The 4,812-nt window shown below is 63.8% G+C and carries 3 protein-coding genes and 1 pseudogene; 2 read left to right on the forward strand and 2 right to left on the reverse strand.

The window, feature by feature from the left end:
* Both JWP83_RS02385 and JWP83_RS02390 read left to right on the forward strand, forming a co-directional pair.
* Positions 1 to 2,531, forward strand: a 2,531-nt coding sequence (locus JWP83_RS02385) for an RND family transporter (RefSeq protein WP_297725416.1), incomplete at its 5' end; no start/stop codon positions are given.
* Between the two features lie 65 nt (positions 2,532 to 2,596).
* Positions 2,597 to 3,217, forward strand: a complete 621-nt coding sequence (locus JWP83_RS02390) for a TetR/AcrR family transcriptional regulator (RefSeq protein ID WP_297725418.1) — start codon at positions 2,597 to 2,599, stop codon at positions 3,215 to 3,217.
* 8 nt (positions 3,218 to 3,225) lie between these two features.
* On the opposite strand, the pseudogene JWP83_RS02395 reads toward JWP83_RS02390, so the two are convergent.
* A pseudogene (locus tag JWP83_RS02395) lies at positions 3,226 to 3,351 on the reverse strand (hypothetical protein); the annotation flags it as partial.
* Between the two features lie 330 nt (positions 3,352 to 3,681).
* A partial coding sequence (locus JWP83_RS02400) for a CaiB/BaiF CoA-transferase family protein (RefSeq protein ID WP_297725420.1) occupies positions 3,682 to 4,812 on the reverse strand: 1,131 nt, incomplete at its 5' end.

Genomic DNA, 4,812 nt, shown 5'->3' on the forward strand with positions numbered 1-4,812 from the left:
ACTTCTGGAGTGACCCGCTGACCGCTGCGGGCTCACAGAGTCCGGACGGCAAGGCCGCCTATGTGCAGGTCTTCCTCGTCGGTGCTCAGGGCACCGGCCCCAGCAAGAAGTCGGTGGCCGCCGTGCGCGACATCGTCGCCTCAGTGCCTTCGCCGCCGGGGGTGAAGGCCTACGTGGCCGGCAACACCGTGCTCAACGCCGACGTCAGCGTCGCGGGGCACAAGAGCCTCCAGCTGATGGCGTTGGTGTCGATCGGCGTCATATTGGTGATGTTGCTGATCGTCTACCGCTCGGGCGTGACCGCGATTCTGGCGCTGGTGATTGTTGGTATCGAACTCTTTGCGGCACAAGGGGTTACGGCCACCGCGGGCAACTTGAACATCATCGGTCTGACGCCGTATGCGGTGAGCATGGTCACGATGCTGACCATCGCCGCGGGAACCGACTACGTGATCTTCCTGCTGGGCCGATATCAGGAAGCCCGGTCGGCGGGTCAGGACCGGGAAGATGCGTTTTACACGGCCTACCATGGCGTGTCGCACGTGATCCTGGGTTCGGGGTTGACGATCGCGGGTGCGTGTATGTGTCTGACCATGTGCACGTTGCCGTACTTCAATTCGATGGGTTTGCCGTGCGCGATCGCGCTTCTGGTGATCGTGGCGGCGGCGTTGACGTTGGCGCCGGCGATCCTGGCCGTGGGGTCCCAGTTCGGTCTGCTCGATGCTAAACGGGAGCTCTCGACGCGGGGCTGGCGCAAGGTCGGCACGGCCGTAGTCCGCTGGCCCGTGCCCATCATCGTCGTGACGCTGGTGATCGCGATCATCGGCTTCGTCAGTCTGCTGACCTACGTGCCGCAGTACAACGACGAGAAGTTCACGCCCACCGACATGCCCGCTAACGTCGCGATGAAGGCGGCCGAGCGGCACTTCTCCCAAGCCCGGATGAATCCCGAGTTGCTGATGCTGGAAGCCGATCACGACCTGCGCGACCCGGCGGACATGCTCGTCATCGACCGGGTCGCCAAGAGCGTGTTCCACTTGCATGGCATCGAGCGCGTCCAGACCATCACCCGGCCGCTGGGGGCGCCCATCGAACACAGTTCGATCCCGTTCCAGATCGCCATGCAGAACTCGGGCACCCTGCAGACGGCCAAGATTCAGAACGACAACACCGCCCAGATGCTCGAGCAGGCCGACGAGTTGAGCAAGACCATCGCCAACATGGAGCACATGTACGAGATCATGAAGGAGCTCACGGCCACCACCCACGACATGGTCGCCCAAACGCACGACATGGTGGACACCACCAACGAGTTGCGGGACCATATCGCCGACTTCGACGATTTCTTCCGACCTATTCGCAGCTACTTCTACTGGGAAAAACACTGCTTCGACATTCCGAGTTGTTGGTCGCTTCGCTCGGTCTTCGACACTCTCGACGGGATCGATGAGCTCGCCGACCAATTGCAGGTTCTGACGGGGAGTCTCGATCATCTCGACCAGTTGATGCCGCAAATGCTGGCGACGCTGCCGCCGACCATCGAGTCCATGAAGAGGATGCGCGACTTCATGGTGGCCACGCACAGCACGATGGCCGGCATCCAGGCCCACCAGCAGGAACTGGCGGAGGGCTCGACGCTGATGGGCAATTACTTCGACGAAGCCAAGAACGACGACTCCTTCTACCTGCCGCCGGAGGTGTTCAAGAACCCAGACTTCGAACGCGGCCTGAAGATGTTCGTCTCTCCTGACGGCAAGGCCGTCCGGTTGATCATCACCCACCAGGGTGACCCGGCTTCGGTGGAGGGCATTGAGCACGTCGCCGGGATCAAGGAAACCGTCGCCGACGCCGTCAAGGGCACACCGCTGGAGAACGCGAAGGTCTCACTGGCCGGTACCGCCTCGCTCTATAGCGACATGCAGAACGGCGTCACCGTCGACTTGTTGATCGCCTGCATCGCCTCGATGATCCTGATCTTCGCGATCATGCTGCTGATCACCCGCAGTGTGGTAGCCGCCCTGGTCATCGTCGGCACGGTCGCCGCCTCGCTAGGCACCGCATGTGGACTGTCCGTCTTGCTGTGGCAGGACATCCTGGGACTCGGCGTGCAATGGATCGTGATCCCCCTGTCGATCGTGATCCTGCTCGCCGTGGGTTCGGACTACAACCTGCTGGTCGTCTCGCGACTCAAGGAGGAGATCCACGCCGGCCTCAACACCGGCATCATCCGCGGCATGGGCGCCACCGGACGCGTGGTCACCGCCGCCGGCTTGGTGTTCGCGTTCACCATGATGTCGATGATCGTCAGCGACCTGCGCGTCGTCGGCCAGCTGGGCATGACCATCGGCATCGGCCTGCTGGTCGACACGCTCATCGTGCGCTCCTTCATGACCCCCTCGATCGCCGCCGCGCTGGGACGCTGGTTCTGGTGGCCGTTGAACACCTTCAAGATCACTCATCCGCCTAAACCCACACACCAATACGAAGCGGACGCCAACACCGCGCCGATCCTCCAACGATCGACACCGTGAAACGCAAGCGCGGGTCTGCCAAGCTGTCCATGGCAACGTCGTCATCAGCGAGCAAGTCCAAACCCATGGCAGAGTCGAAACCGAGACTGCGCCAGCGCACCGAGGGGCGACTGGACCGATCCCGCGATCCCGCGATTCTCAACGCCGCTCTGGCGACGCTCGCCGAGCATGGCTACCAGGCCACCAACATGAACGACGTCGCTGCGCGGGCCGGTGTCGGCAAAGCCGCAATCTACCGCCGCTGGTCCTCAAAGGCTGCCTTGATCACAGATGCCCTCGTCTACTGGCGCCCCGACCTGATGAGCGACGAAGCCCCCGACACCGGCAGCCTCACAGGCGATTTCGAACTCCTCGTCGAACGCGCGGCCCGCAACGACGACGACCTGATCTCCAACGACCTGGTGCTACGCGTCGCAGTGGAGGCCGCGCACGACCCCGAACTCGCTACAGCCCTCGACGACCTGATGCTCAACAGAGGTCGACGGATGATATCGGCGATACTCATGCACGCAGCTGCCCGCGGCGAGATATCGGGTGATCGCGACTGGTCACTCGTCGCCGACGTACTCACCGCCATGGCACTGATGCGGGTCATCAGCGGACAAACCGTCGACGCCAAGTTCGTGCGACAGGTCATCGACACGTTGGTGCTGCCGGCGGTACGTGCGCCGGCTTCAAGGTTCTAGGGCGCGCCACTCCCCGCCGGGTAGGCCCCGGCGTCGTTGAAGGCCTCGTTACGGCCGATGCGTGGTGCCAGCAACCTGGGTCCTACCAGGCCCAGCGTGATCGCCGAGATGGCGGGCGCGAACACTGCACCGGCGCTGTCCCGTTGCTGAAGAAACGGGAGCGATCAGATCCTGTCTCGGACCGGCTGCCCACCCGAGGTCGGGTACCCGAACTGGCCTCGGTGGTCAGCGATTGGAGCGGGCGCGTCGTCGTCGACACCAACCGCCCAACGGAAGTGAGAACTGCTGGTGCGCAAGAAAACCGACATGCGCTCACAGCGATTGGTTGTCACCACCCGCCACCTCGACATAGCTAATCCCTCGCCCTTCTCGTAATGCGTTGAACGCCTTTGTGTTTAAGGCCGTGCTAAAGGTCCACGGAACGGTGGCGCCACCGCGCGTGGCGGTGTCCTGATTCCCGGTACTCAGTGCGTGTCGCGGGTGTGTACCAGCACCCCGCGGTTGGTGAAGTCGGAGATCTCGTCGTCGCTGTAGCCGAGTTCGTGCAGCACCTCTTCGTTGTGCTCGCCCTGACGGGCCGGCTGCCGGTCGGGCTCGCGGCCGTTGTCGGCGGTCTCGGCGGGATCGGTGCTTTCATCCGTCTTGGAGCCGCCGGTGAAGTGCCAGGGCCGGCCGGGGACGGTGATCCGTGCGCCGGCGCCGTCGGGCACGGTGCGAGTGGCTCCCCATCGGGTAGCCCAGTCGGTCGTGGCGAATTCAGAGATGTCGCGCAGCGAGCCGGTGGGGATCTTCGCCTCGTCGAGCTGTGCTTCCAGTGACGCCATATCGCTGAAGGTCCAGATCCAGCGCTGCACGATTTCGTGCAGAGCTTCCAGATTGCGTCGCCGATCCTGCGGTGTGGCGAAGCGTGGGTCCCCGGCGAGGTCGGGTCGGCGCATGGCGGCCAGGTAGAACGGGAACGACAAGCTGCTGATTAGGCTTAACGGGCTGATGAACCGTCTCCCGTCGGGTCCGATGAAGAAGACGCAGTCGGTGGCCCCGAGGATGGGGGGCTCGTCACCAAGTTCGGCATCGGATAAATCCACGTGGACTCGTTCGTTGACCGCCAGCATGACCGCGGCCATCGCCACGTCGATGTATTGGCCTCGGCCGGTCACGCCGCGCTCGTTCAGCGCTGCGAGGATGGCGATCGCGGCATGCAGCCCGGAATAGACATCGGCGTGTGAGAGCGAATCGCTGCGGGGACGGTCCTGCGGGGTGCCCCAGTGCGCGTTCGACATGTCGGTGATTCCAGTCTCGGCCTGCACTGTTGGGGCGTAGGCAGCGCGTGCGCGCCACGAGCCGTGCTGACCGTAGCCGCTGATCGAAGCGTATACAACATGAGGGTTGCGCGCGGCGACGTCGTCGTAGCCCAGCCCGAAGGAGGCCAGGGTGCCGGGGCGAAAGTTCTCCACGATGATGTCGGCCTCATTGCAGAGCCGCAACGCGATCTCGCGTGCCCCCTCGACATTGAGGTCGATGCAGATGTTGCGCTTGCCGGCGTTCTGCTGGGCGTAGTAGCCGGAGATCTCACCGATACGGGGGAAGGCCCGCCG

Source organism: Mycobacterium sp., from assembly GCF_025965855.1.
In the GTDB taxonomy this organism is placed as follows: Bacteria; Actinomycetota; Actinomycetes; order Mycobacteriales; family Mycobacteriaceae; genus Mycobacterium.

What these genes read in the sequence shown, in the direction of transcription:
- JWP83_RS02390 (WP_297725418.1), top strand. Translation starts at nt 2,597, where the DNA reads ATGGCAGAGTCGAAACCGAGACTGCGCCAGCGCACCGAGGGGCGACTG.